Source organism: Bradyrhizobium lupini (genome assembly GCF_040939785.1).
In the GTDB taxonomy this organism is placed as follows: domain Bacteria; phylum Pseudomonadota; class Alphaproteobacteria; order Rhizobiales; family Xanthobacteraceae; genus Bradyrhizobium; species Bradyrhizobium canariense_D.
The window spans coordinates 4,070,051-4,090,517 of sequence record NZ_CP162553.1 but is presented as its reverse complement, the minus strand read 5'-3'; the positions used below and the strand labels follow the sequence as shown (position 1 = coordinate 4,090,517).

Here is a 20,467-nt window from a genome sequence, read left to right as displayed (position 1 = left end):
CGGTCCCGCGGCGTCGCCTTTTTCTGACGCGCAACAGCGCGCGCCACAACAGCGATTGTCCCATGATAAGTTGGCCCAACCTCGTTTCACAGCTTTTCAACGGGCTCGCGCTCGGCGCCCTGCTCGCGCTGATCAGCTCCGGCCTGACCATCATCTACGGCACGCTCGGCGTGCTCAACCTCGCACACGGCGCGATGTTCATGATCGGCGGCTATGCCGGCTTCGTCGCCTATCAGTACACGGAGTCGTTCATCCTTGCCGTGATCGCGGGCTCCCTATTCGTGATGCTGCTCGGCGTTCTCATGGAACGCGTCATCATCCGTCATTTCTATCATCGTCCGCACGAGGATCAGCTGCTCGTGACCTTCGGGCTCGGCATCTGTTTCGTCGAGCTCGTGCGCCTGATCTTCTCGAGCCAGTCGCAGCTGGTGCCGCCGCCGGCGCTATTCCAGGGCATCACCAATCTCGGCTTCATGTTCTATCCGACCTACCGCCTCGCCGTCGTCGGCATCGTCGCGATCGCCCTCGGCGCATTGTTCATCGTGCTCTACCGGACCCGGCTGGGCATGATTGTGCGCGCCGGCATCGAGGATTCGGTGATGGTGGATTCGCTTGGCATCAATGTCTATCGCGTCTTCATGGCGGTCTTCGGCATCGGCGCAATGGCCGCCGGCTTTGCCGGCATCGTCAACGCGCCGGTGGTGTCGCTGACACCGGGCATCGGTGACGACATCCTGGTCCAGACTTTCGTGGTGGTGGTGATCGGTGGCGTCGGTTCGTTCCCCGGCGCAATTCTCGGCGGCCTGATCGCCGGCGAGATCATCAGCGTCACCTCCATGTTCAACCCCGGCTATGCCTATGTGATGCTGTTTGCGGCGATGACGCTCGTACTCGTGGTACGACCGCATGGCCTGCTCGGCGTCCAGGGCCGCGAGTAAGCGATCACCTGATGCTCAAGCAACGCCCCTTCCTGATCGAAGCCCTGACTGCGATCGGCTTGATCGCAGCCCCCTTCGTGCTGCCTCATCTCGGCTTCGCGCCGAACACCGTGAACAGGATCCTGGTCTGGGGCCTGTTCGGGCTCGGCTTCGACATCCTGTTCGGCTTCACCGGCCTGCTCTCGTTCGGCCAGTCCGCCTTCTACGGCACCGGCGGCTTCGTCGCCGCCTACCTGCTGACCCGCGCGGGCTTCGGCAACGTGCTGGGCGCGCTGCTCATCGGCATGATCGCGGCCGCAGCGACCGGCTACCTGATCGGCCTGATCGCATTGCGCCGCACCGGCATCTATTTCGCGATGATCACCGTGGCAATCGCGGAAGTGTTCTTCTTCGTCGAATTCAATCCACTTTCCGATTTCACCGGCGGCGAAAACGGCCTGCCCGGCGTGCCGACGCCGAGCTTCAATCTCGGCTTCACCTCCATCCACTTCACCAATGGCTGGTCGCTCTATCAGTTCATCGCGCTGTGCTATTTCGTCGGCGTCGTCATCGCCCTCAGGGTCGTGCGCTCGCCGGTCGGCGCGGTTCTGAGTGCGATCCGCGACAATCCGCTGCGCGCCACGGCGGTCGGCCACAACATCCATGGCTACAAGCTGACCGCCTTCGTGATCGCAGCCGCTTACGCGGGCTTCGCCGGCGGACTGCTCGGCGTGCTCCAGGCCTTCATGCCGCCCGACGCCTTCACCTTCGACACCTCGGGCCAGCTCGTGATGCAGACGGCCATCGGCGGCAGGGGCACGCTGTTCGGACCGCTGGTCGGCGCAACCGTTTGGCTGTTCCTTCAGGACTTCCTGCAGTCCGCACTGGGCCTCGGCGCAGCCTGGAAGTTGGTGCTGGGTGTCGTGTTCGTGCTGCTGGTCTGCTTCCTGCGCGGCGGCATCATCGGCGGCCTTGCCGATCTCTACCGCCTCGTCTTGGGAAAGCGAAAGCAGGCGGATGCGGAGATGGAGCAGGACGCCGCTGACACCGAGGCCAGGCTGCAACCTCCGCCGGCGCCGATGCAGGCCAAGGAGGTCGAGCACCCCGCCTATTCCGGGCCGATCCTGAAAGCCACCGGCCTGACCAAGCGCTATGGCGGCCTCGTTGCCAACAGCGACATCGATTTCAGCGTCAATCGGGGCGAGCTGCGCGGGATCATCGGCCCCAACGGCGCCGGCAAATCAACCTTTTTCAAGATGCTGACCTGCGAGATCGCGCCGAGCTCCGGCCAGATCGTGTTCGAGAGCCGCGACATCACGGGATTGAAGGTCACCGAGGTTTGCCAGCTCGGACTGACCAAAAGCTACCAGGTCAACCAGCTCTTCACCGGGTTGACGGTGCGGGAGAACCTGACGATCGCAGCCCTTGCCGAACTGCGCGGAAAATTCCGGCTCGACCTGTTCCGCACGCTCGGCGGCGTCAAGGGCCTGACGGAGCAGGTGGCGCACACGCTCGCTTTGGTGAACCTGACCCGTCGTGCCGACACGCCCGTGTCCGAGCTCGCCTATGGCGAGAAGCGCAGGCTGGAAATCGGGCTTGCGCTCGCCACGTCGCCGCGCCTGTTGCTGCTTGACGAGCCGCTCGCCGGCATGAGCCCGCGAGAGCGTCTCGAGACCGTCAAGCTGCTCAAGTCGATCGCGCGCGGCCGTACCATGATCATCATCGACCACGACATGGATTCGCTGTTTGAGTTGGTCGAGCGCGTCACCGTGCTCCAGGAAGGCCGGGTGCTGGTCTCCGGCACGCCGGAGGAAATCAAGGCCAACGCCGCCGTCCAGGAAGCCTATCTCGGTGGCGTGCACGGAGAGATCGCGGCATGAGCCTGATCGAGGTCAACGGCCTGAACAGCTATTACGGGGACTCCCACATCCTGTTCGACGTCGCCATGCATGTCGAGCGTCACGAGGTGGTGGCGCTGCTCGGACGCAACGGCGCCGGCAAGAGCACCACGCTGAAGAGCCTTATGGGCGTCGTGACGCCGCGTAGCGGCAGCGTGAAATTCGACGGCATCGATATCGCCGGGCGCAAGAGCCACAGAATCGCGCAGGCCGGCATGCAGCTCGTGCACGAGGAACGCCGCATTTTCGGCAGCCTGTCGGTGGAGGAAAACATCGTCCTCGCCGGCATCACCGCGCCGAAACGCTGGCCGCTCGATCGCATCTACGAGATGTTTCCGCGGCTGAAGCAGCGGCGCAACAACCGCGGCACCGAGCTATCCGGGGGCGAACAGCAGATGCTCGCGATCGCACGGGCGCTCGTGCGTGATCCCAAGATCGTGCTGCTGGACGAGCCGTTCGAGGGACTCGCGCCCGTCATCGTCCACGATCTGGTCAAGGCCTGCCGCGAGCTCGCCGCCGCCGGCCAGACCATCGTGCTGGTCGAGCAGAACCTGGCGGCGACGCTGGCGCTGGCGACACGGATCTACATCATCAACAACGGACATATCGTGCACGAAGGGCCGGCGCGGGAGCTCAAGGCCCAGCCGGAGCTGCTCCAGCGCTATCTCGGCGTCTAGAGAGCGGCGATCATTCGCCTGGCGTGAGCGGCGAGCACCGCCGTGTCCTCCTTGCGCGTCTGCGCCGGCAGCAGCTCGATTCCGGCCCTGACCGGCATGACGTGCATGTGCAGGTGAAAGACCACCTGGCCGCTGGCCGGCTCGCTGAACTGCTGAAGGATGATGCCCTCGGTGTCGAACGCCTTCATCGCGGCAATCGCGATCCGCTTGGCGGTTCGGGCGACCGCGGCGAGGTCGTCATCCGCGATGTCGAGGATGCCGCGTGCCGGCGCCCGGGGAACGACCAGCGTGTGCCCGGGCGAACGCGGCATGATGTCGAGGAAGGCGAGGCTACGGTCGTCCCTGAAAACCTCGAAACAGGGGATCTCGCCACGCAGGATCTTTGCGAAGACGTTCTGATCGTCGTAGGGCGTCATGGACCCTCCTTGGTTGCGAGGCGCGATCTGACGCGCTCCTTTTCATTGACGCAAGCAAGCCAGCCGATCTATCCACGATGCTAGGCAGGATGGTTCCATTGGCGACAGATTTCGATCCCGGACACAGCATCGAGAGTGCGCGGCGCGTGCTTGCGGCACGGCTGCAATCGGCCGGCATCGAGCAGCCCGCCCTCGATGCGCGCCTGCTCGTCGGAGCTGCGCTGAGGCTTGATCTGACCGGGATGGTGACGCAGGCGGGCCGACAACTCGCGCCTGAAGAGGCTGCGCGGCTGGAAGCGTATGCGCAGCGCCGGCTCGCGCATGAGCCCGTCGCCCGCATTCTCGGCGCTCGGGAATTCTGGGGCCTGCCGTTCCAGCTATCCGAGGCGACGCTGGTCCCGCGGCCGGATACCGAGACCGTGGTCGAACTGGCGCTCGAGATCTTTCATGGGCTTACGAATTCGGGACGGCGCCCGTGCATCGCCGATATCGGCACCGGATCCGGCGCCATCCTGCTCGCGCTGCTGCACGAAATTCCCGGCGCCGTCGGCGTCGGCACCGATCTCAGTCTGACCGCGCTCAAGACCGCCAGAGACAACGCCGCGGCTCTTGGCCTCGCCGACCGCGCCAGCTTCGTCGGCTGCTCCTACGCAGCGGCGCTCCGCGGCCCGTTCGACCTCGTCGTGTCGAATCCGCCCTATATCCCGTCGGCCGAAATTCCGAAATTGAGCATCGAGGTGCGCGAGCACGATCCGCACCTGGCGCTCGACGGCGGCAATGACGGTTACGACGCCTATCGCGCCCTGATCCCGCAGGCGACTGAACGTCTCGCTCCCGGCGGAGCACTGATCGTCGAGGCCGGACAGGGCCAGGCCCGCAATATTGAAACCTTGATGACGGCTGCCGCGTTGGTCGTGGACAGGCCGCCCAAGGCCGATCTGGCGGGCATCCCACGGGCGGTTTCGGCCCGGAAAATGCCCCCATAAAAGCCGGATTGGGCTGCAAAAAACCTCTTGGAATATCCCTTGGGAACGACTACCTTCCTATCAACACATCGGTGCCGGCCCCGTAGACCTACGGGCGAAAGCCGGGCTCTCGGGCGAGAGCTTACTGATAATGGTTCCAAGCCGCAGGTCCTGTTGAGCGCGATGGCCATTTGAGCTGCGCTGCTTACCGACCGCAACGTGAACGAAAGCCTGATATTGCGCTTGAAGACTTACGCAACAAAGCAGGGCTTGTTTCGGCAGGCGATATGAATGGGTTCGCTGGCGATGGATGCTGGCGGTGGGGAACGCGTCTTTTGTTGAACGCGACGGTCGACGAACATCGGCAGGGATCAATCCGCTCTTGCGTGCGGTTGCGCGCAAGCGATGTGAACCGCTGTCATCAGGTCACTCTCGGCAATCAGTAATGCGTGCAACCTTTAGGGCTGGAATTAAAGGCAGGACATGAGAAACGGTCAGAACAAGCAGCGGATGCGCAACCGCAACAATAATAATAACAATAACAACAATAATAACCGGCGCGGCCAGAACCCGATGACCCGGGTCTACGAGTCCAACGGACCTGACATCAAGATCCGCGGCACGGCTTCGCATATTGCTGAAAAGTATCTCCAGCTCGCGCGCGACGCGCGCTCCTCCGGAGACCCCGTTGCGGCCGAGAACTACTACCAGCATGCCGAGCATTATTTTCGTCTGATCGCGACGGCTCAGGAACAGTTCCGGCAGAACCAGCAACCGCGCGGCGACGAGCCCATCAGCAACAACAGCGGTGACGACGGCGAGGACGACGGCGAGAATTTCTCGAATTTCGGCCAGGAACCGGGTTTTGTCCCACAGCCGCCACCGCCGCCCTTCACCCGCGACCGCGACGGCCCGCGCGATCATCAGCCGCGTGATCATCAGCCCCGCGACAACCATGCTTATCAGCGCGACAACCAGCAGCCGCGCGAGCATCGCGAACGCGACCATCGTCCGCAGCCGCAATATCAGCCCCAGCCGCAACCGCTACCGCTGAACCAGCCTCAGCCCGTCGTCGCCGACGCCGTCAGCGTCGATCGTTTGCCTTCCTTCATCACCGGCCCGCAGCCGCAGGTGAGCGGTGGCGCGCCCGGCCAGGCCGGCTTCGAAGGTGGTGGTGGCGAGCGCTTTCCGCGGCGGCGCCGCCGCCCGAATGGCCCGCGCCCCGAGCGCGAAGCCGCTCCGGCCGCCTCAAGCGACGAAGTGGCTCCCGGCGAGTAAGCCTTTCGCCGGACATCTTGCGCCAGATGTCCTGACCCGAATCGTCCCGGCATGTCCGGGACGATTTGTTTTTAGCCGCGCGTCGCCGTCGTCGAGGATGGTACCAGCACCGGCTTCGCCAGTGATGGAATGAGCCGCGCCCGCTCGCGCTTGGCGGGGATCGCGCGGTAGACCTGCTTGGTCGCCTCGACGATGTGCACGCCGGCGAAGGGCAGCGACAGCGCCGCGCCGGCCCGCTCCCACATCTGTGCGGATTTCAGCACCCAGCCCCCGGCATAGGGCGGCATGAACAGCGCCTCGCCCCAGGCGGTCGGGGTGAACCAGGTCTGGCGCAACAGGTCCGTGATCTGCGAACGCGAATAGGGCCGGCCGTGACCGAACGGCGTGCTGTCGGTGCGGGTCCACACCCCGCGCCGGTTCGGGATGACCGCAATCACGCGACCGGACGGCGACAGCACGCGCCATGCCTCGCGCAGCAGCGCGGCCGGATCGTCCGACATTTCCAGTGCGTGGACCAGCAGGATGCGATCGACCGCGGCGTCGGGAAGCGGCAGCGAGAACTCGTCCACCAGCGAGGCAAGCGCCGGCCGTCCGGTGGGCCATTTCAGGACGCCCTGGGCCGAGGGCATGAAGGCGATGCAGCGCTCCGCGTCCTCGCGGAACAACCCGAGATAGGGCGTGGGATAGCCGAAGCCGAGCACCCGCTGGCCATCGACGCGCGGCCAGCGCTCCCGAATGCCGCGATTGATCATTTGCCGCGCCACAATCCCGAGGCGACGGGAGTAGAACTCGCGGAGGTCGACGACATCAATGGTCATGATCGCAATGTAACATGCACGAGGCGGCCCCCGCGCGCGGAATATTGCATTGCCTGCGCAACGTTAACGCCATATTTGTCTGACGGAGCTGAGCGCGATCGGAGATGACATGGCCGCCGAAATTCGTACTTTCACCTGTTTAAACGACAATTTCGGTTACCTCATCCACGATGTGGAAACCAAGGCGACGGCGTCGATCGACGCGCCGGAGGCCGGCCCCATCGTGAGGGCGCTCGAGCGCGAGGGGTGGCAGCTCACCGACATTCTGATCACCCATCATCATAGCGATCATGTCGGCGGGGTCGCCGAACTCAAGCAGAAATACAATTGCCGCGTCGTCGCGCCGCATGACAAGACGACGGAGATCGCAGACGTCGACCTGCGCGTCGCCAATGCCGAAATCGTCAGGGTCGGCAGCTTGCTGGGGCGCGTACTGGAGACGCCCGGCCACACGCTCGACCACATCTCCTATGTGTTCGACACCGACAAAGCGCTGTTCGCCGCCGACACGCTGTTCTCGATCGGCTGCGGCCGCGTGTTCGAGGGCACCTATCCGATGATGTGGGATTCGCTTCTGAAGCTGCGTGCCCTGCCCGACGACTTCAAGCTCTATTGCGGCCATGAATACACGGCCTCCAACGTCAAGTTCGCGCTGACCGTCGACCCCGACAACGCGGCGCTGCAGGCGCGCGCGGCGGAGGTGGCGAGGCTGCGGGCCGAGAACAAGCCGACCATTCCCGCGCTGCTTGGTGACGAGAAGCGGACAAACGTGTTCCTGCGCGCCGACGAACCCTCGATCGCAGCCAGGCTGCACATGAAGGGCGCGGATGCCACCGCGGTGTTCGGCGAGCTGCGCGAGCGCAAGAACAAGTCTTGAAGAACAGATCCTGACGGGAATCGATGCCGACCGCAGCCGAGATCATCGCGCGCCTCGAACTCCGCCCGCATCCCGAAGGCGGGCATTACCGAGAGACGTTTCGCGACCAGACCACCGACGCCAACGGCCGCGCGCGCTCGACCCTGATCTATTTTCTGCTGGCGCGCGGCGAGCGTTCGCACTGGCATCGCATCGATGCTGTCGAGAGCTGGCACTATTACGCCGGCAGCCCGCTGACCCTGCGGATAGCGCACGAAGGCTGCTCCCAGCACGAGGTACGGCTCGGTACGGACCTGTTGAACGGCGAGCGGCCACAGGCGATCGTGCCGGCCGATGCGTGGCAGACGGCAGAGACCACCGGCGAGTGGACCCTGGTCGGCTGCACCGTGGCGCCCGCCTTCGAGTTCGCGAAGTTCGAGCTCGCGCCGAAGGGCTGGGAGCCCTAAGGCCCTGTCGCTTCGGCTTGCGCCGGCAATGATGCTACCGCTTCCGCAGCAACATGTCCTTCGCCGCAATCAGGCCGCCGCCGGCGATCAGGATCGCGGCGATGGTGATGTTGGCGCTGGCATTGGCAAAGCCAGCGGCGATGAGGAAGCCGGTCGAGAGCAGCGGCGTCGCATAGGAGGCGGCGCCGAGCACGCGGATGTCGCCACGCTTCATGCCGATGTCCCAGGCGTAGAACGCAGCACCGACGGGACCGATGCCGAGCGCGATGACAGAGAGCCATTGCAGCGTCGTGTCCGGCCATACCGTGGTTTCGAGCAGACCATGCATCAGCGCGGCGAGCGCCGCGGTGGCGAGGCAGAATCCCGCGACCGCATCGGTCGGCACCGCCTTCAATCGCCGCGACAACACCGAATAGATCGCCCACACGAACGCTGCGATGAAGGCCGCGGCCAATCCCGGCAATTGCCCCTGCGTGAAGCCGGAGGTGTTCCCGGCGAACAGCAGCACGGTGCCGACGAGGCCGAGCACGGCGCCGACGACGTGATGCACGGCAAGCCGCTCGCCCGGCAGAAACGACGAGAACAGCACGATCAGGAGCGGCCACAGATAATTCAGCAGGCCGGCTTCAGCCGGTGGCGCAAAGCGCAGCGCGAGGAAATACAGCGCGTGATAGCCGAACAGTCCGCCGACACCGACGATCCACACGACCAGCGGCTGACGCAGGCTTTTGGCCGCTGCGCCGCGGCCGATCCAGGTGAGCAGGCCGACGAGCCCGCCGATCGCGAACGTCATCGCGGCCAGCTGGAATGCCGGGATCTTTCCGGTCGCCACCGTCATCACTGACAGCAGCGACCACATCAGGATCGCGGTCAATCCGATCAGCGTTGCGGTGCGGGGAGTCATCGATCAGAGGCTCTGAGGACGTTTATGCCCGGCACAAGGCCGGGCATTTTCGTCTTCACTATCGCCTTGTCGCGACTGAAGCTACATATTTTGCCTCAGCGACGTTGCGCCAAGAGAATGGGCGCCATCAGGCCTGATATTGGCCGCCATTGATGGTCAGCGTCGAGCCGGTCATGAAGCCGGCCTCGTCCGCCGCCAGGAACACGACCGCACGTGCGATCTCTTCCGGTTCGCCGAGCCGGTTAACCGGGATCTGCGGGATCACGTTCTTTTCCAGGACGTCCTTTGGCACTGCCTGCACCATTTCGGTGTTGATGTAGCCGGGGCAGATCGCGTTGACGGTGATGCCGCCCTTGGCGTTCTCGAGCGCGAGTGCCTTGGTGAAGCCGATGTCACCGGCCTTCGCCGCGGAATAGTTGACCTGGCCAAACTGTCCCTTTTGACCGTTGATCGACGAGATCGAAATGATGCGGCCGAACTTGCGCGCACGCATGCCTTCAATGATGGGACGCGTCATGTTGAACAGCGAACCGAGATTGGTATTGATGACGGCGTTCCACTGATCGAGCGTCATCTTGTGGAAGGCGGTGTCGCGGGTGATGCCGGCATTGTTGACGAGCACGTCGATCGGGCCGACCTCGGCCTCGACCTTCTTCACACCCTCGGCGCAGGCATCGAAACTGCTGACGTCCCATTTGTAGACGGCGATGCCGGTCTCGGCCTTGAACTTCTCCGCCGCCGCGTCGTTGCCGGCATAACTCGCCGCAACCTTGTAGCCGGCCGCCTTCAGCGCTTTGCTGATCGCAGCTCCGATGCCCCGCGTACCACCCGTCACCAATGCAACACGTGCCATATCGTATTTCCTTCCCTTGGACTCTTCGGACGTTTCTGAGTGATCGTTTTTAAGTGCGGATTATGGGGGACGTTTGACGGACATCAAGAACAAAACGCCCGGCGTCGAGCCGGGCGTTTCTCTTTAGTCGAGGCTTGTACGGTTGCGAAGAATATTTGATTTGCAACCGCTGCCTTTTTAATCGCGTGCAACGCACTCAGTCACGTGTGCAGCGCACGCGCAAATGACGCGTCAACTATCTCAGTCGCGCGCCACACACATCGCGATACCCATGCCGCCACCGATGCACAGCGTGGCGAGGCCCTTCTTCGAATCGCGCTTCTGCATCTCGTGGAGCAGCGTCACCAGCACGCGGGCGCCGGAGGCACCGACCGGATGGCCGATCGCGATCGCGCCGCCGTTGACGTTGACCTTGGAAGTATCCCAGCCGAGATCCTTGTTGACGGCACAGGCCTGCGCCGCGAAGGCTTCGTTGGCCTCGATCAGGTCGAGATCGCCGACATTCCAGCCGGCCTTCTTCAGCGCGGCACGCGAGGCCGGGATCGGGCCCGAGCCCATGATCTTCGGATCGACGCCCGCCTGCGCCCAGGACACGATGCGCGCGAGCGGCTTCTTGCCTTCCTTGGCGGCCTGCTTGGCGGTCATCAGCACCACGGCAGCAGCGCCGTCGTTGATGCCGGACGCCGAGCCCGCGGTGACCGTGCCGTCCTTCTCGAAGGCGGGACGAAGCTTCGCCATCGCGTCGACCGTTGCGCCATGGCGCGGATATTCGTCGGCGCTGACGACGACATCGCCCTTGCGTCCCTTGATGGTGACGGGAACGATTTCGTCGTTGAATTTACCGGCCTTCTGCGCGGCCTCGGCCTTCTGCTGCGAGGCCACCGCAAACTCGTCCTGCTGGGCGCGGGTGATCTGCCACTGCCGCGCGACGTTCTCGGCGGTGTTGCCCATGTGATAACCGTTGAAGGCGTCCCACAGGCCGTCCTTGATCATGGTGTCGATGAATTCGACTGCCCCCATCTTGACGCCGCCGCGCAGATACTGGGCGTGCGGAGCCATGCTCATGGATTCCTGGCCGCCGGCGACTACGATCTCGGAATCGCCGTTGAGCAGCGCCTGATAGCCGAGCGCAACGGTGCGCAGGCCCGAGCCGCAGAGCTGGTTGACGCCCCAGGCCGGGCTCTCGACCGGAATGCCGGCATTGATCGAAGCCTGGCGGGCGGGGTTCTGGCCCTGGGCGGCGGTCAGGATCTGGCCCATGATGACTTCGGAGACCCGGCCGGGCTCGATGCCGCCGCGCTCCAGCGCGGCCTTGATGGCAATGGCGCCAAGATCATGGGCGGGAAGGGTTGCGAACGCTCCGTTGAAGCTTCCGACCGGGGTGCGGGCGGCGCTGACGATGACGACATCGTCTGACATGGGCATCTCCTGGGTTGAATGGGGGCAGACGGGGCTGGGGAAACGGCTCGCCAGTCTCGGACGGCATCCTGTTAACGTCGTTGAGGCATGTCAATCGGCCGGTGGCCGAATTCATCCCGCAGCGCATTCAAAATAGCGTTCTTGGCGCTTTCGCAAGCACGTTTTTGCTGCCCGATTAACCGTGGCGCACAAAACGGTAGCGTGACCCCTTTGAAAATGCTTATTTTGTTGCGTTGCGTACTCTTCCCGCCCTGCGGCATAGCCCGTCAGGTTCCCGTTCTCCGCGTCTTGCAAGTGAGAGCCCATGGCGAAATCAGACCAACCCACCACCATCAAGAAATACGCGAACCGCCGGCTCTATAACACCGGGACGAGCACTTACGTGACGCTGGAAGACCTCGCCGCCATGGTCAAGGACGGCGAAGATTTCCTAGTTTACGACGCCAAGACCGGCGACGACATCACCCGCTCCGTGCTTGCCCAGATCATCTTCGAGCAGGAGAACAAGGCCGGCCAGAACCTGCTCCCGACCACCTTCCTGCGCCAGCTCATCCGCTTCTACGGCGACAGCATGCAGATGGTGGTGCCGAAATATCTGGAGCAGGCCATCGCCTCGCTCACTCAGGAGCAGGAGAAGTTCCGCAAGCAGATCGCCACCTCGCTGTCGGGAACCCCGTTTGCGCCGCTGGAGGAACAGGTCCGCCGCAACATGGAGCTGTTCCAGCAGACCTTCTCGATGTTCAAGCCTTTCGCGCCCGGCGCAGCCCGCCCCGCGGGCTCCGCGGAGCCGGCGCCCGAGCCGGCCGCCGAAGCCCCAAAGGACAGCAATATCGACGATCTGCGCCAGCAGATGAAGGACATGCAGGAACGCCTCGAGCGGATGTCGAAGAAGGACGAGTAGGGGTTCCTGCCACGCGCTAACGCGCCTTGCTGCCACAACTCCGCCGTCGTACCGGCGAAGGTGGGGAAGCTACGCCGCCAGCTTCACTGCGTGGGCAAAGTCCCAATAGAGCTTGCGCGCGCGGTGTAGAGCGGGCCCGGCTGCAGCTCGCGATCGTCGATGCGGATCACCGGCGCGACTTTTGCGAAATTGCCGGTCGAAAAGATCTCGTCGGCGGCGAGGAAGTCGGCGTAACGCAGCGTCTTCTCGACCACGGTGACGCCGTCGGCGCGAAGCAGGCTGACGACGCGCTGGCGGGTGATGCCGTTGAGGAAGGTGCCGTTCGGCACCGGCGTGTAGACCACGCCGTCCTTGGCCATGAACACGTTGGAATTGCCGAACTCCGCGACGTTGCCGAGCATGTCGAGCATCAGCGCGTTCTGGAAGCCGCGCGAGGCGGCCTCGGCAAGCGCGCGCGAATTGTTCGGATAGAGACAGGCGGCCTTGGCCTCAACCGGGGCGCATTCGGCGGTGGGCCTGCGGAACGGCGACAGCGTGATCGCGTTGCCGACCGGCTTTGGCATCGGCGCCTCGTAGATGCACAGGCACCAATCGGTGGTCTCGGGGTCGAACAGCACGCCGCCGCCCGCGCCGTTCCGCGCCCAGTACATCGGACGAACGTAGAGCTCGGCATTCGGCGCGAAGCGTGCGATGCCCTCGTTTGCGAGTGTCATCCAGGTTCCGGAATCGACCACCGGCTTCAGGCCAAAGTTGATCGCGGATTGATTGGCGCGGGCGACGTGGCGGTCGAGATCAGGCGCGACGCCTTCGAACGCCCGCGCGCCGTCAAACACGACCGAGCCGAGCCAGGCCGCATGCGTGCGCGGGCCCATGATCGGCACATTGCCGTCGTGCCATTTGCCCTCGAAGAAGGTCCAGCTCGGCGAATATTCGATGGGCTTTTTGATCTCGGCCATGACCGGCCTCTCCCTTGGCGTGGTGCCGCATTATAGCGCCACTATTGGGCGCAATTTCTAAATGATTCCCTGCGGGAAAATGGTGAGTTACCCTCCCGCGAGGGGAAAGGAAGCACCATGCCGCTCGATCCGCTCGCAAAGCGCTTGTTGACCATGATGGCTGCGGCTGCGCCGCAGGCACGGAGCCGGCCGAGCGTGGAAGCACGGCGGCAATCATTGGCAAAGCTGATGCAGTTTGCGCGCGCCGATGCGCCTGACGTGACGACGTCCGACGGCGTGCTGCCTGGTCCCGGCGGCGCGCTGCCCTATCGTCTCTATTCACCCGCAGGCGCCGATGATCGCGCGCCCGGCTTCGTGTTCTTTCACGGCGGCGGGCTCGTTGCCGGCAGCATCGCCACGCATGACCGCATCGCGGCGGCGTTGGCACATGCGACCGGTTGCCGCCTCGTCTCGGTCGATTACCGGCTGGCGCCAGAGCACAAATTCCCCGCCGCCGTGGACGATGCGATTGCTGCCACCGAATGGGTGGCGCGCGAGGCCGCATCGCTCGGCATCGACGCCGGGCGTCTGGTGCTCGGCGGCGATTCCGCCGGTGCAACGCTCGCTGCGATCGTGTGTCAGGAGGCGGCGCAGACAGCTGGTCTTTCCATCGTCGCGCAATGCCTGATCTGCCCGGTGCTGGATTTCGAGGAGGCCTCGCCTTCGCGCGAGGCGTTCGCCGAGGGCCACCTGATCGACCGCGTCACGATCGAAGCCGATCTCGCCGACTATCTGCCCGAAGCCTTGGACGCTGCCGATCCCCGCATCTCGCCCTTGCGCGCGACACGGCTTGCGGGCTTGCCGACCGCCGTCATTCACACCGCGGAGTTCGACCCGATGCGCGACGAGGGCAATGCCTATGCCCGCAAGCTGCTCGCCGCGGGCGTCACGGTCGAGCACGTCTGCCACGAGGGCATGGTCCACAATTTCCACGCCATGGGCGCAATTCTGCCGCAGGCGCAGCTCGTGCTGTCGCAGATCGGTGAGCAGGTCAGGCGGGCGGTGGGGACGTGAAGCACCTGGTGTTGCCGCCTCCCGCAACGGGAGAGGAAAGAGAATGCCTCACGCTCTCGCCTCGATGACCGAACGCGCCGCCGCAACGTAGTTCGGCCAATGCGCATCCGCGTAACGCTCGGCCTGTCGCGCGCAGGTGATTTCGGGCGCATGCGCAGCCGCGATCATGCGCGCAAAGCGCTCTTCGGCGACCGTCACGTCATCGGCAGCGGCCGAGGGCGCGGCTCCCGCAGCGGTCGGCGCAACGGCGAGTCCCGCCAGTCCGGCGAGCAGGATGCGGCGTGACGTGTCCATGGCTGTCGTTCCCTCTTCATTGCACTTCGATCGTGACCGGCGAATGCATCGCCATGGCGGCGGCAGGGTACCGTGACGCTTCCGTCCAGTCCAGCAGCTGGGGCAGTGTGGTCAGTCCGGCACCGGCACGTCGAACGTGTTCAGCGTGACCGACACCATGCAGTAAACGCCGACGAGATAGGACAGTTCGGCCGCACCGTGCTCGCCGAATTCCTTGACCGCGGCCCGATAAGTCAGTTCCGGCAGCACGCCGCCGCTGACCAATGCGGACGCCACGTCGTAGGCGACGGCTTCCTGCTTGGTGAGATCGACCGGCCGCTGTCCGGCGACGATGGTCGCGAGCTTCTCGTCGGAGAGGCCGCGCTGCTCGGCGACCAGCACATGCGCATAGAGCTCGTAGCCGGAGCGGAAATGCGAACCGGTGACGAGGATCGCGACCTCACGCACCGGAGCCGGCAGCAGCGGGTTCGCCGCGATCGCCTTGACCAGCTCCCACACAGGCTTGCCGAAGCGCGGCTCGCGGATCCATGGATTCCAGGGCCCGAGCAGCGCGCCGTCGTCGCGCATGTTCACAAAGCCCTTGAAGTGGTCCTTGATGCCCGCTCGCATGTCGTCATAGAGCGGCTTCTGTTCGGCACTCAGGTCTTTCGGATCGAGAATGGGAAGGCGCACGGCAGGTCTCCTCGTTAAGAAGCCGCGAAGCTCGCCCGCACGCACGCGCAAGGCAAGTGAAGTTGCCGTGACGGCCGTGCAATCTTGCAAATGGCAGGGAAGCGCCAGCTATCAGGCCTCAGGATTTAGCAAGTTCTGCGGATTCGTTACGTCTTCGAACTCAAGTGCCAGTGGGTGCGCTGTATCGAGGAAGGACGACAAGGCCGCCTCGAACGGCGCTGGATCGAGTCCGCGCGCTTTCAGCCAGGCGGGCTCATAATAGGTCTGCCGGTAGCGCTCGCCGGAATCGCAGATCAGCGTCACCAGCGACCCCGTCTGATTCACCTTTCGCATGTCCGAGGCGAGCCGGCACAGCGCCAGGAAATTGGTGCCCGTAGAGCCCCCCACCGCGCGGCGCAGCCGGCGCGACAGCACGTTCATCGCCGCGATCGTCGCCGCATCCGGGATCTTCATCATGCGGTCGACCACGCCCGGCACGAAGGACGGCTCGCAGCGCGGCCGCCCGACACCTTCGATCAGCGAGGGGCGGTCGCAAACATGGGAGCGGTCCTGCGAGCTGAAGCAGTCGAAGAAAGCGGAATGCTCGACATCGGCGACGCACAGCCGCGTCGGATATTGGCGATAACGCAAGTAGCGTCCAATGGTAGCCGAGGTGCCGCCGGTGCCCGCGCCCATCACAATCCAGTCCGGCAGCGGGCGCGGCTCGCCCTGCAATTGCGTGAAGATGGATTCGGCTATGTTGTTGTTGCCGCGCCAGTCGGTGGCGCGCTCGGCGAAGGTGAACTGGTCCATGTAGTGGCCGCCCAGCCGTGCGGCCAGCGCGCCGGCCTCCGCATACAGCGCGCGGCCGTCGTCGATCAGATGGCAGTTACCGCCGTAATGCTCGATCGCGGCGATCTTCTCCGCCGAGGTCGTGCGCGGCATCACGGCATAGAAGGGCACACCGATCATCTGCGCGAAATAGGCTTCCGACACTGCGGTCGATCCCGACGAGGCCTCGACGACAGGCGTGCGTTCGCGGATGTGGCCGTTGCAGAGCGCGTAAAGGAAGAGCGAGCGCGCGAGCCGGTGCTTCAGGCTGCCGGTCGGATGCGTCGACTCATCTTTCAGATAGATGTCGATGCCAGCGAGCGCCGGCACGATCAGCCGGATCAGATGCGTGTCGGCCGTGCGGCACTGGTCGGCCTCGATCGCGGCCACGGCTTCGTCGACCCAGCCGCGCCGATAGGCCGGCCCCGCCGGATTGAGGTGGCGGAAGGGGAATGTCTGCATCATCTGAATCTCCCATGATGCGGAACGCGCATCAATAGCTTCCGCTCAAAACTCCAGCGGCGCGTTGTCGACGACTTCCTTCATCACGAAGAAGGTGCGGGTCTGGCGCACGCCGGGCAGCGCGATCAGTTGCTCGCCGTGGATACGGTTGAAGTCCTCCATGTCGCCGACGCGGATCTTGAGGAAATAGTCGAAGTCGCCGGCGACGAGGTGACAGTCGAGCACGAATTTCAGCCTGGTGATCGCCTGCTCGAAGATCGCAAAGCTCTCCGGCGTCGAACGGTCGAGCACGACCCCGACCATCACCAGCGTGCCCTTTGCGACCTTCTTCGGCGCAACCATGGCGCGCACGGCGGCGATGAAGCCGTGCTCGAACAGGCGTTGGGTGCGGCGATGACAGGTGGCGGGACTGATGGCGACGGTTTCGGCCAGCTCGGCGTTGCTGAGCCGGCCGTTATTTTGCAGCAATCGCAACATCTTAAGGTCGATACGGTCAAGACGAACGGACATGGAAGAAGCTTCCGAAATTAGGGTTTTCGGCGAAAGGAAGACTACGCTATATGGCACTTTCTGCAAGAACATGCGCAACAGAGCCGCAGTATTTGAAAGCACCTTTTTACGCAGCGATGCTAGCGTTTTATCAGACATTAACGCCAATCGGGATGACCTGACGATGCTCGAAAAATTCGCGCGCTATCCGCTGACCTTCGGTCCGACGCCCATCGAGAAGCTGGAGCGGCTGTCAAAGCATCTCGGCGGCAATGTCGAGGTCTATGCCAAGCGCGAGGACTGCAATTCCGGCCTCGCTTATGGCGGCAACAAGCTGCGCAAGCTCGAATACATCATCCCCGACGCGATCGCCTCGAACGCCGACACGCTGGTCTCGATCGGTGGCGTGCAGTCCAACCACACCCGCATGATCGCGGCCGTCGCGGCCAAGATCGGCATGAAGTGCCGCCTGGTGCAGGAGGCCTGGGTGCCGCACGAGGACGCCGTCTATGACCGCGTCGGCAACATCATGCTGTCGCGCATCATGGGCGCCGACGTGCGCCTGGTCGACGACGGCTTCGACATCGGCATCCGCAAGAGCTGGGAGGACGCGATCGAGGAGGTGAAGGCGGCGGGCGGCAAGCCCTATGCGATTCCCGCCGGCGCCTCCGTGCACAAATTCGGCGGCCTCGGCTATGTCGGCTTCGCCGAGGAAGTGCGCAAGCAGGAAGCCGAACTCGGCTTCAAGTTCGACTACATCGTGGTCTGCACCGTCACCGGCTCGACCCATGCCGGCATGCTGGTCGGCTTCGCCGCCGATGGCCGCGCGCGAAAGGTGATCGGCATCGACGCCTCCTTCACCCCGGCGCAGACCAAGGCGCAGGTGCTCTCGATCGCACAGAACACGGCCAAGCTCGTCGAGCTCGGCAAGGATCTCGTCGCCGACGACGTCGTGCTGATCGAGGATTATGCTTATCCCGCCTACGGCGTGCCGTCGGAAGAAACCAAGGAGGCAATCCGCCTCACCGCGCGTCTCGAAGCCATGATCACCGACCCCGTCTACGAGGGCAAGTCGATGCAGGGCCTGATCGATCTCACGCAGAAGGGCTATTTCGAGAAGGGCGCAAAGATCCTCTACGCCCATCTCGGCGGCGCGCCGGCGCTGAACGGCTATGGATATGCGTTCCGGAACGGCTAGCGCGTCGGTGATGTGAGGCGGCGCGCACCTCCCGACGAGTGTCGTCCTGGCGAAAGCCAGGACCGATTACCCCGACTGCCAATTGTTGAAACACGCTGAGGCAGTCAGCGTGCCTTTTCCTACGGCCCGTGGCTATGGATCCCGGATCGGCGCTCCGCTTCGCTGCGCTTGTCCGGGATGACGGCGGAGGTGTGCCCGCGCCCTACCGCGTCCTGACGATCTGCAGCAGCTCGTCGCCGTAATGCTCGAGCTTCTTGTCTCCGATGCCGGGCACATTGCGCAGTTCGTCCAGCGTGGTCGGCCATGCGCGAACGATGCCGTCGATGGTGGCGTCATGCAGCACGACGTAGGCCGGCACGCCACGTGCGCGGGCAATGTCCGAGCGCCACGCTCGTAGCCGCGCGCGCAATTCAGGATCGACATCGCCCTGCGGCGCGTCGGCTGCCGGGGCCAGATCACTGCGGCGGGACTTGGCGCGGCTCGAACGGATCCGGACGCCGGGCGCCTCTTCGCGCAGCCACACTTCCGTTTCGCCCCGCAGCACGCCGCGCGACGAATCCGTCAGCTTCAGCGCGCCGAACGATTCGCTCTCACTCAGCAAATGTCCCATCGCCACGAGCTGCCGCAGCACCGTACGCCACTGCTTCTCGTTGAGCTCGCGTCCGATGCCGAAAACGGTGAGCTTGTCGTGACCGAACTGCGTCACCTTCTCGGTCAGGCGTCCGATCAGCACGTCGATGAGGTGCATCGCGCCGAAACGCTGCCCGGTGCGATAGGCACAGGATAGCAGTTTTTGCGCCAGCACCCTGCCGTCGCGCATTTTCGGCGGCGTCAGGCAATTGTCGCAATTGCCGCAGCCCTCGCCCATCACGATCTCGCCGAAATAGGCGAGCAGCCGCCGGCGCCGGCAGTGCGGCGTTTCGGCGAGGCCAACGAGCGCATCGAGCTTGCCAATCGAGACCCGCTTGAATTCGTCGGAGCCGCTCGACTCGTCGATCATGCGGCGCTGCTGCACGATGTCCGAGAGACCGTAGGCCATCCAGGCCGCCGACGGCTTGCCGTCGCGGCCGGCGCGTCCTGTCTCCTGGTAATAGGCCTCGATGCTCTTGGGTAGATCGAGATGCGCGACGAAGCGCACGTCCGGCTTGTCGATGCCCATGCCGAAGGCAATGGTCGCGACGATGACGATGCCGTCCTCGTTGAGGAAGCGGTCCTGGTTGCGCGAGCGCACGCCGCTGTCGAGCCCGGCATGATAGGGCAACGCGGCAATGCCGGCGTCGTCGAGCGCCGCGGCGACCTCCTCGACCCGTTTGCGGGAGAGACAATAAACGACGCCCGCATCACCTGCGTGACGCTCCCGCATGAAATCCTTGAGCTGCGACACCGCGTTGCGCTTGTCGACGATCTCGTAACGGATGTTGGGACGGTCGAAGCTGGAGACGAAGTGCGGACTGTCTGCAAGCTGAAGCCGCTCGACGATCTCCTTGCGGGTCAATTCGTCGGCAGTCGCGGTCAGCGCGATGCGCGGCACGTCGGGAAAGCGCTCGGCGATGATCGACAGGCCGACATATTCGGGGCGGAAATCATGGCCCCATTGCGAGACGCAATGCGCTTCGTCGATCGCGAACAGCGCCACCTTCGCCCGCGCCAGCAGCGCCAGGCAGCGCGGCGTCAGCAGCCGTTCCGGCGCGACATAGAGCAGGTCGAGATCACCCACGATCAGGCGCCGCTCGATGTCGGAGGCTTCCTGCGGGGTCAGCGACGAGTTCAGCGCGGCCGCGTTGACCCCGGCTTCGAGCATGGCGGCGACCTGGTCGCGCATCAGCGCAATCAAGGGCGACACCACGACACCGCAGCCTTCGCGCAGCAGCGCCGGCAATTGATAGCACAGCGACTTGCCGCCGCCGGTCGGCATCAACACCAGGCAATTGCCGCCGCCGGTGACGTGCCGGATGATCTCGCCCTGCGCGCCGCGGAACCCGGGCAGGCCGAACACCGAACGCAGCACCGACAGCGCATCGCGGCCCTGGGCCGGCGCAGGCAGCGGAGCGGTGGAAGGAGAGGACATGGGCATGTCGGGGTGAGGCCGTGAGATTCGTCACAAGGCCAGTCGCATGACCGCGCAGGCGTGGCAAGGCTGTTTGCTCCGCAGGACGCCGCCTTC

Annotated in this window: 20 protein-coding genes and 1 pseudogene; 10 read left to right on the top strand and 11 right to left on the bottom strand. The window is 64.5% G+C overall.

What is annotated here, in order from left to right:
• Window positions 1–62 precede the first annotated feature (62 nt).
• From AB3L03_RS19260 to AB3L03_RS19250, 3 genes are read left to right on the top strand one after another with little or no spacing between them, the layout of a single operon-like run.
• Window positions 63–938, top strand: a complete 876-nt coding sequence (locus AB3L03_RS19260) for a branched-chain amino acid ABC transporter permease (RefSeq protein WP_247820904.1) — start codon at window positions 63–65, stop codon at window positions 936–938.
• 11 nt (window positions 939–949) lie between these two features.
• Entirely contained in the window at window positions 950–2,797 is a 1,848-nt protein-coding gene (locus AB3L03_RS19255) for an ATP-binding cassette domain-containing protein (protein ID WP_368506885.1), read from the top strand.
• Window positions 2,794–3,492 carry an ABC transporter ATP-binding protein gene (locus AB3L03_RS19250; RefSeq protein ID WP_018452888.1) on the top strand — a complete coding sequence of 233 codons (699 nt, stop codon included), beginning with the start codon at window positions 2,794–2,796 and terminating at the stop codon, window positions 3,490–3,492. Before AB3L03_RS19255 ends, AB3L03_RS19250 begins: the two co-directional genes overlap by 4 nt.
• On the opposite strand, the gene AB3L03_RS19245 is transcribed toward AB3L03_RS19250, so the two are convergent.
• On the bottom strand, window positions 3,489–3,908 hold the full coding sequence (locus tag AB3L03_RS19245) for an HIT family protein (protein WP_247407319.1): 420 nt from the start codon (window positions 3,906–3,908) through the stop codon (window positions 3,489–3,491). The genes AB3L03_RS19250 and AB3L03_RS19245 overlap by 4 nt on opposite strands.
• A gap of 89 nt (window positions 3,909–3,997) precedes the next feature.
• Here AB3L03_RS19245 and prmC point away from each other — a divergent pair, with 89 nt between their 5' ends.
• Both prmC and AB3L03_RS19235 read left to right on the top strand, forming a co-directional pair.
• Window positions 3,998–4,894: a peptide chain release factor N(5)-glutamine methyltransferase gene (prmC, locus tag AB3L03_RS19240; protein WP_085348402.1), complete on the top strand. Its 897-nt coding sequence runs from the start codon at window positions 3,998–4,000 to the stop codon at window positions 4,892–4,894.
• 462 nt (window positions 4,895–5,356) lie between these two features.
• The gene (locus tag AB3L03_RS19235; protein WP_018452885.1) at window positions 5,357–6,151 is read left to right on the top strand and encodes a DUF4167 domain-containing protein; all 795 of its coding nucleotides are present in this window, start codon (window positions 5,357–5,359) and stop codon (window positions 6,149–6,151) included.
• Window positions 6,152–6,222: 71 nt separating this feature from the next.
• On the opposite strand, the gene AB3L03_RS19230 is transcribed toward AB3L03_RS19235, so the two are convergent.
• Window positions 6,223–6,969 carry a class I SAM-dependent methyltransferase gene (locus AB3L03_RS19230; protein ID WP_007599158.1) on the bottom strand — a complete coding sequence of 249 codons (747 nt, stop codon included), beginning with the start codon at window positions 6,967–6,969 and terminating at the stop codon, window positions 6,223–6,225.
• Between the two features lie 109 nt (window positions 6,970–7,078).
• On the opposite strand from AB3L03_RS19230, the gene gloB reads away from it, so the two are divergent.
• Window positions 7,079–7,846: a hydroxyacylglutathione hydrolase gene (gloB, locus tag AB3L03_RS19225; protein WP_368506884.1), complete on the top strand. Its 768-nt coding sequence runs from the start codon at window positions 7,079–7,081 to the stop codon at window positions 7,844–7,846.
• A gap of 23 nt (window positions 7,847–7,869) precedes the next feature.
• Window positions 7,870–8,292, top strand: coding sequence for a cupin domain-containing protein (locus AB3L03_RS19220; protein WP_018452883.1), 423 nt, complete (start codon window positions 7,870–7,872; stop codon window positions 8,290–8,292).
• Between the two features lie 34 nt (window positions 8,293–8,326).
• Here AB3L03_RS19220 and AB3L03_RS19215 read toward each other — a convergent pair whose 3' ends face one another.
• From AB3L03_RS19215 to AB3L03_RS19205, 3 genes are all read right to left on the bottom strand, one after another.
• Window positions 8,327–9,196, bottom strand: a complete 870-nt coding sequence (locus tag AB3L03_RS19215; RefSeq protein WP_368506883.1) for a DMT family transporter — start codon at window positions 9,194–9,196, stop codon at window positions 8,327–8,329.
• A 127-nt stretch (window positions 9,197–9,323) separates the two neighbouring features.
• Entirely contained in the window at window positions 9,324–10,049 is a 726-nt protein-coding gene (phbB, locus tag AB3L03_RS19210; protein ID WP_085348404.1) for an acetoacetyl-CoA reductase, read from the bottom strand.
• Between the two features lie 240 nt (window positions 10,050–10,289).
• Entirely contained in the window at window positions 10,290–11,468 is a 1,179-nt protein-coding gene (locus tag AB3L03_RS19205) for an acetyl-CoA C-acetyltransferase (RefSeq protein WP_018452880.1), read from the bottom strand.
• A gap of 304 nt (window positions 11,469–11,772) precedes the next feature.
• On the opposite strand from AB3L03_RS19205, the gene phaR reads away from it, so the two are divergent.
• On the top strand, window positions 11,773–12,369 hold the full coding sequence (gene phaR / locus AB3L03_RS19200) for a polyhydroxyalkanoate synthesis repressor PhaR (RefSeq protein ID WP_018452879.1): 597 nt from the start codon (window positions 11,773–11,775) through the stop codon (window positions 12,367–12,369).
• A 69-nt stretch (window positions 12,370–12,438) separates the two neighbouring features.
• Here phaR and AB3L03_RS19195 read toward each other — a convergent pair.
• Window positions 12,439–13,325, bottom strand: a pseudogene (locus tag AB3L03_RS19195) (branched-chain amino acid aminotransferase).
• Between the two features lie 117 nt (window positions 13,326–13,442).
• Here AB3L03_RS19195 and AB3L03_RS19190 point away from each other — a divergent pair.
• The gene (locus AB3L03_RS19190; protein WP_368506882.1) at window positions 13,443–14,378 is read left to right on the top strand and encodes an alpha/beta hydrolase; all 936 of its coding nucleotides are present in this window, start codon (window positions 13,443–13,445) and stop codon (window positions 14,376–14,378) included.
• A 48-nt stretch (window positions 14,379–14,426) separates the two neighbouring features.
• Here AB3L03_RS19190 and AB3L03_RS19185 read toward each other — a convergent pair whose 3' ends face one another.
• From AB3L03_RS19185 to AB3L03_RS19170, 4 genes are all read right to left on the bottom strand, one after another.
• A complete protein-coding gene (locus AB3L03_RS19185; RefSeq protein ID WP_247473698.1) occupies window positions 14,427–14,672 on the bottom strand; it encodes a hypothetical protein in 246 nt (81 codons plus the stop codon).
• A gap of 111 nt (window positions 14,673–14,783) precedes the next feature.
• Entirely contained in the window at window positions 14,784–15,344 is a 561-nt protein-coding gene (locus AB3L03_RS19180) for a carboxymuconolactone decarboxylase family protein (RefSeq protein WP_027568030.1), read from the bottom strand.
• Window positions 15,345–15,455: 111 nt separating this feature from the next.
• Window positions 15,456–16,616 carry a PLP-dependent cysteine synthase family protein gene (locus AB3L03_RS19175; protein WP_368509059.1) on the bottom strand — a complete coding sequence of 387 codons (1,161 nt, stop codon included), beginning with the start codon at window positions 16,614–16,616 and terminating at the stop codon, window positions 15,456–15,458.
• A gap of 45 nt (window positions 16,617–16,661) precedes the next feature.
• A complete protein-coding gene (locus AB3L03_RS19170; protein ID WP_085348407.1) occupies window positions 16,662–17,126 on the bottom strand; it encodes an Lrp/AsnC family transcriptional regulator in 465 nt (154 codons plus the stop codon).
• A gap of 163 nt (window positions 17,127–17,289) precedes the next feature.
• Between AB3L03_RS19170 and AB3L03_RS19165 the strand changes: the two genes are divergently transcribed.
• The gene (locus tag AB3L03_RS19165; protein WP_085348408.1) at window positions 17,290–18,303 is read left to right on the top strand and encodes a 1-aminocyclopropane-1-carboxylate deaminase; all 1,014 of its coding nucleotides are present in this window, start codon (window positions 17,290–17,292) and stop codon (window positions 18,301–18,303) included.
• A gap of 202 nt (window positions 18,304–18,505) precedes the next feature.
• Here AB3L03_RS19165 and recQ read toward each other — a convergent pair whose 3' ends face one another.
• Window positions 18,506–20,371 carry a DNA helicase RecQ gene (recQ, locus tag AB3L03_RS19160; RefSeq protein ID WP_368506881.1) on the bottom strand — a complete coding sequence of 622 codons (1,866 nt, stop codon included), beginning with the start codon at window positions 20,369–20,371 and terminating at the stop codon, window positions 18,506–18,508.
• Between the last annotated feature and the right edge of the window lie 96 nt (window positions 20,372–20,467).

Bases quoted from the DNA above. Each gene is read 5' to 3' on its own strand.
- AB3L03_RS19260 (WP_247820904.1), top strand. From the start codon at position 63: ATGATAAGTTGGCCCAACCTCGTTTCACAGCTTTTCAACGGGCTCGCG.
- AB3L03_RS19255 (WP_368506885.1), top strand. From the start codon at position 950: ATGCTCAAGCAACGCCCCTTCCTGATCGAAGCCCTGACTGCGATCGGC.
- AB3L03_RS19250 (WP_018452888.1), top strand. From the start codon at position 2,794: ATGAGCCTGATCGAGGTCAACGGCCTGAACAGCTATTACGGGGACTCC.
- AB3L03_RS19245 (WP_247407319.1), bottom strand. From the start codon at position 3,908: ATGACGCCCTACGACGATCAGAACGTCTTCGCAAAGATCCTGCGTGGC.
- prmC (WP_085348402.1), top strand. From the start codon at position 3,998: ATGGTTCCATTGGCGACAGATTTCGATCCCGGACACAGCATCGAGAGT.
- AB3L03_RS19235 (WP_018452885.1), top strand. From the start codon at position 5,357: ATGAGAAACGGTCAGAACAAGCAGCGGATGCGCAACCGCAACAATAAT.
- AB3L03_RS19230 (WP_007599158.1), bottom strand. From the start codon at position 6,969: ATGACCATTGATGTCGTCGACCTCCGCGAGTTCTACTCCCGTCGCCTC.
- gloB (WP_368506884.1), top strand. From the start codon at position 7,079: ATGGCCGCCGAAATTCGTACTTTCACCTGTTTAAACGACAATTTCGGT.
- AB3L03_RS19220 (WP_018452883.1), top strand. From the start codon at position 7,870: ATGCCGACCGCAGCCGAGATCATCGCGCGCCTCGAACTCCGCCCGCAT.
- AB3L03_RS19215 (WP_368506883.1), bottom strand. From the start codon at position 9,196: ATGACTCCCCGCACCGCAACGCTGATCGGATTGACCGCGATCCTGATG.
- phbB (WP_085348404.1), bottom strand. From the start codon at position 10,049: ATGGCACGTGTTGCATTGGTGACGGGTGGTACGCGGGGCATCGGAGCT.
- AB3L03_RS19205 (WP_018452880.1), bottom strand. From the start codon at position 11,468: ATGTCAGACGATGTCGTCATCGTCAGCGCCGCCCGCACCCCGGTCGGA.
- phaR (WP_018452879.1), top strand. From the start codon at position 11,773: ATGGCGAAATCAGACCAACCCACCACCATCAAGAAATACGCGAACCGC.
- AB3L03_RS19190 (WP_368506882.1), top strand. From the start codon at position 13,443: ATGCCGCTCGATCCGCTCGCAAAGCGCTTGTTGACCATGATGGCTGCG.
- AB3L03_RS19185 (WP_247473698.1), bottom strand. From the start codon at position 14,672: ATGGACACGTCACGCCGCATCCTGCTCGCCGGACTGGCGGGACTCGCC.
- AB3L03_RS19175 (WP_368509059.1), bottom strand. From the start codon at position 16,616: ATGCAGACATTCCCCTTCCGCCACCTCAATCCGGCGGGGCCGGCCTAT.
- AB3L03_RS19170 (WP_085348407.1), bottom strand. From the start codon at position 17,126: ATGTCCGTTCGTCTTGACCGTATCGACCTTAAGATGTTGCGATTGCTG.
- AB3L03_RS19165 (WP_085348408.1), top strand. From the start codon at position 17,290: ATGCTCGAAAAATTCGCGCGCTATCCGCTGACCTTCGGTCCGACGCCC.
- recQ (WP_368506881.1), bottom strand. From the start codon at position 20,371: ATGTCCTCTCCTTCCACCGCTCCGCTGCCTGCGCCGGCCCAGGGCCGC.